1 protein-coding gene and 2 pseudogenes are annotated in these 3,783 nt (G+C 41.3%); all 3 read left to right on the plus strand.

The window, feature by feature from the left end:
- A pseudogene (locus L2735_RS19765) lies at window positions 1–1,126 on the plus strand (hypothetical protein); the annotation flags it as partial.
- Between the two features lie 80 nt (window positions 1,127–1,206).
- Window positions 1,207–1,437 (plus strand): annotated as a pseudogene (locus L2735_RS19770) (penicillin acylase family protein); the annotation flags it as partial.
- A 643-nt stretch (window positions 1,438–2,080) separates the two neighbouring features.
- Window positions 2,081–3,493: an endonuclease/exonuclease/phosphatase family protein gene (locus tag L2735_RS19775; RefSeq protein WP_248986300.1), complete on the plus strand. Its 1,413-nt coding sequence runs from the start codon at window positions 2,081–2,083 to the stop codon at window positions 3,491–3,493.
- Window positions 3,494–3,783 lie beyond the last annotated feature (290 nt).

Consider the following 3,783-nt stretch of genomic DNA (forward strand, 5'->3'; position numbering starts at 1 on the left):
CGCCCAAAATGGTCAACCGCTTTCGATTCGTATTGTTAACAGTAGTCCGTTTGAATATGAAAACGTTAATATTGAGCATTATCAACAAGAAATACAATTTAACCAAGACCGTCATGGCAAAAGTGTTATGAAGGAAAAGCGCATAACGGCAAGCGGAAAAACCAAGAAAGATAATAAACAGTATTCCGCCTTAACGATAGTGACACCCATTAAGTACATTGATCGACAAGGACAAGTTGAAATCATTAATCAAGATGAATTCGATGCGTTTTCTAGTCATTCATTGACTAAAAAAGAGGTAAAACTCGGCAGTGTTTTGCCATTAATGGGCGATGCCGTTCGCAGGCAAGGAATCGATTTACCGCAACCTTACGGTGTTTCACTCGTCTACCGTAACCAAAACATGAACTTTGGCCTCAGCGACATCAATATCATGAACCAGAGCCTAGATAGCATTCTCGAGCCTGGTTCAACTGTTGCACAGGTTAATGCCGAGACTATTGGGCTTCGAGGCGATGTTTATTTACTGCCATTTCTTAACATATACGCACTCGTAGGCAAGCTGAACCTGGATGGACATGCAAAGGGTGAATACAATGGCGAACTTGGCAATACAATCCGAGATAAACTTAACGACCGCCTTCCACATCTTGGCGACGCCTTTTGTGAAGAAGTTTCTGTATTGTGTCAGAGCGGAAACATCGATTTACCGCTGAATTTACAATATGACGTGTTATCTGCAGGAGCAACCTTGTCAGTTGGTTACAAAAACCTGTTCGCTTCAGCTACAGCCGGTTACGCCATTACTCGACTTGAGGGCGAAACTGATTGGGGAGACCCTATCGTCACTATACAACCTATGATTGGTTACAACTGGGTTGATTATCGTACTCAGCTTTTTGTTGGCATGGAGTACCAAATTGTTAAGCCCTATTTCCGTGGTGAAGTCAGTCAGATTGAAATCGGTGGACAGCCCTTCTCTTACGATGTGGGTGCCAATTTAACCGAAGAGGCTTATATGATCGGCTTCAACAAAGAAATCGGTCGAAACTACATGCTCACATTTCTGTACAACAAAGGTAAAACTCGGAATTCAATGACATTAAACTTTGGTTATCGTTTTTAATGAGCTGACAGTAGGAATAAAAACAAGTAATACCAAATAAAATAAGCAGATATCATCAGGCTAAGGAATGAAAACTCCATATTCGCTACGGCTCAAGCTGGATGATGGCGGTGAGCTTCACCGATGATGGCCCTGTGGCAAAAGGGATTTTAACTTACTCAGAATCTAGTAATATCTTGAGCCCATCATTTGCTGACCAAAGTGTGCTGTATTCAACTGAAAAGCAGTTCCGTCCGTTGTTATTTACTGAAGCCGATATTGCCGCTTCAGTTGAAAGTACCACTGAGCTTAGTTTTCAAAAAGGGGAATAAGCTCCTTTAAGCGGGTAAACAACCCCATATAAAAACGTTCAAAACGAAAAGCCCGCAACACGCGGGCTTTTAATTTTAATAACGCCAAACACACAAATTAATACCTATACCCAAACAACCTGAAGATGCTCGATTTCAGCAAGAATTTACAAGCGTTTAGGCAAGGCATTGATTGAGGGTAATGGTTATTCCCTTTTCAAAATCAATAACGCAGCATAAACGCGTGTAAAACTTGCCCTCAGGGAGTTTCACCGTGTTCCCACTACGTTGTTGCGCTAATTTATAAGGTACCTACATTACCGCATTAACGCGCCTAGTATTGAAAACACGGTGAAGCTCTGAAACACGTATCTTCAGGTTGTTTGGGTATATGTTATCGGTGTAGCTCAAAGCGTCTCACACTCCCCAGAAAAAACGACTAGCCCATCCAATAGCAAATTAAGCACCTCTTAATAAACACCACAAAAGTAAACAATTAAACAACCCAGGCAAACCTAAAACAAAACAAATAAAGAACTTACCAAGCTAAAAACACACAAGTTATTTACAGTAGTTTGTTTTATTTGGAGCAGGTTATTTGCATGTATAAAATCAGCCTCAGCTTCCAGTAAAGGAGGCATATAAAATAAAAAAGGGGTTTTAAATGAAAGTATTAAAAACGGCTGCAGCATTAGCTGTCAGCGTAGCATTACTCGCGGGTTGTAATGACGAGACCAATAACTATTACCCTGGCGAGCCAACGCCAGAAACTACCGATGTGCGCATCGGTGCTTTTAACCTTTCTTTTGACAGAAGTACTTTTACAGATCTTATAGCTGAAATGACACTGACCGTTGCAGCTCAAGATGAGTTAATGGACAAATGGTTTGAAGGAACCTTAACTGATGAAGAACTTGCAGTTGCCGAAAAAATCATTCAAATCCGTAATGTAGCAGCCATTATTCAAACAGAGCGCCCAGCAGTGTTATGGATGGGGGAATTCAATAACGACGGCACGGCTGAAGATCAGCAAGCCATCCAAGGTTTCCGTTTAAACTACCTTTCTGTTCCACAAAATGCGTTAGGTTCAACAGCTGATGAATTTAAAGCACTTGAGCCAATTCAATTTGGTTACTTTGAAAACTTTGCCACTAATACAGGCTTACTAAGCGGCCACGACTTAAACCATGATGGTAAGGTTGCTCTACCTGATGATGCTTGGGGCTTTGGTTTCTACCATGGCCAATATGCATTTAGCTTATTATCTCAGTACCCAATCGATACTGATAACATCCGTACTTTCCAAGACTTTAAATGGAAAGACATGCCAGGTGAAGCTAACCCAACTATCATCAACTGTGAAGATGAAAACAACCCAATCCCAGAAGGTATGGCTTGTGGCGATGAATGGTACAGCGCAGAAGCTTGGGCAGAAAAGCCAATGTCGTCTAAAAACCACGTAGACGCACCAATCATCATTCCAACTGATGATGGCGACAAAGTGATTCACATTCTGATGTCTCACCCAACCCCACCGATTTTCGATACAGTCACTGAAAACAATAAGTTACTTAACCGTGCTGAAATCAAATTCTGGGATGACTACACCTCAGGTGAAGGTAGCTACATTTACGATGATGCGGGTAATAAAGGCGGCATCGACGATGATGCTTCATTTGTTATTTTAGGTGATTTAAATGCAGATCCTGAATCAGGTGACGGTTACTTAGATACCATCAAAGATTTAATGTATAGCGACCAAGTTAACCAATTAGCCACCCATGGCATATATGCACCTAGCAGTTTAGGTGGCCCAGAATGTTTGTCTAATGGTGAGTGTAAAGCAGAAAACTGGGGCACTAAGTACCCAGATCTTGTGACTAGCACTTCAGGTTTACGTTTAGACCACGTTATCCCATCAAGTGACTTAAATGTAACCGACTCAGGTGTATTCTGGCCTGCAACTTTTGAAGAAGGTCGCTTAATGATGAACGATGAACGTGTTGGTAACTGGGGAGGCGGCGGAAAGTCAGTTTCTTCAGATCACCGTTTAGTGTGGATTAACGTTGAGCTTTAATTCTACCCCTTGATATAACAATCAATAATGTAAAGCCCGCATCACGCGGGCTTTTTGTTGCTTCCCTTCATAAGTGATAATCCAGTACCCCTTAACATTAAATCAAAAAAAGCAATTCCAACATCATCAATGAAATAATTGCCCTTTATACTTGCCCCAAGATATATACCCAAACAACTTGAAGATACTCGATTTCAGCAAGAATTTACACGCGTTTAGGCAAGGCATTGATTGCGGGTAATGGTTATTCCCTTTTCAAAATCAATAACGCAGCATAAACGCGTGTAAAA

The sequence above is a fragment of the Shewanella olleyana genome, from assembly GCF_023283825.1.
GTDB lineage: Bacteria > Pseudomonadota > Gammaproteobacteria > Enterobacterales > Shewanellaceae > Shewanella > Shewanella olleyana.

What these genes read in the sequence shown, in the direction of transcription:
- L2735_RS19775 (WP_248986300.1), top strand. Translation starts at nt 2,081, where the DNA reads ATGAAAGTATTAAAAACGGCTGCAGCATTAGCTGTCAGCGTAGCATTA.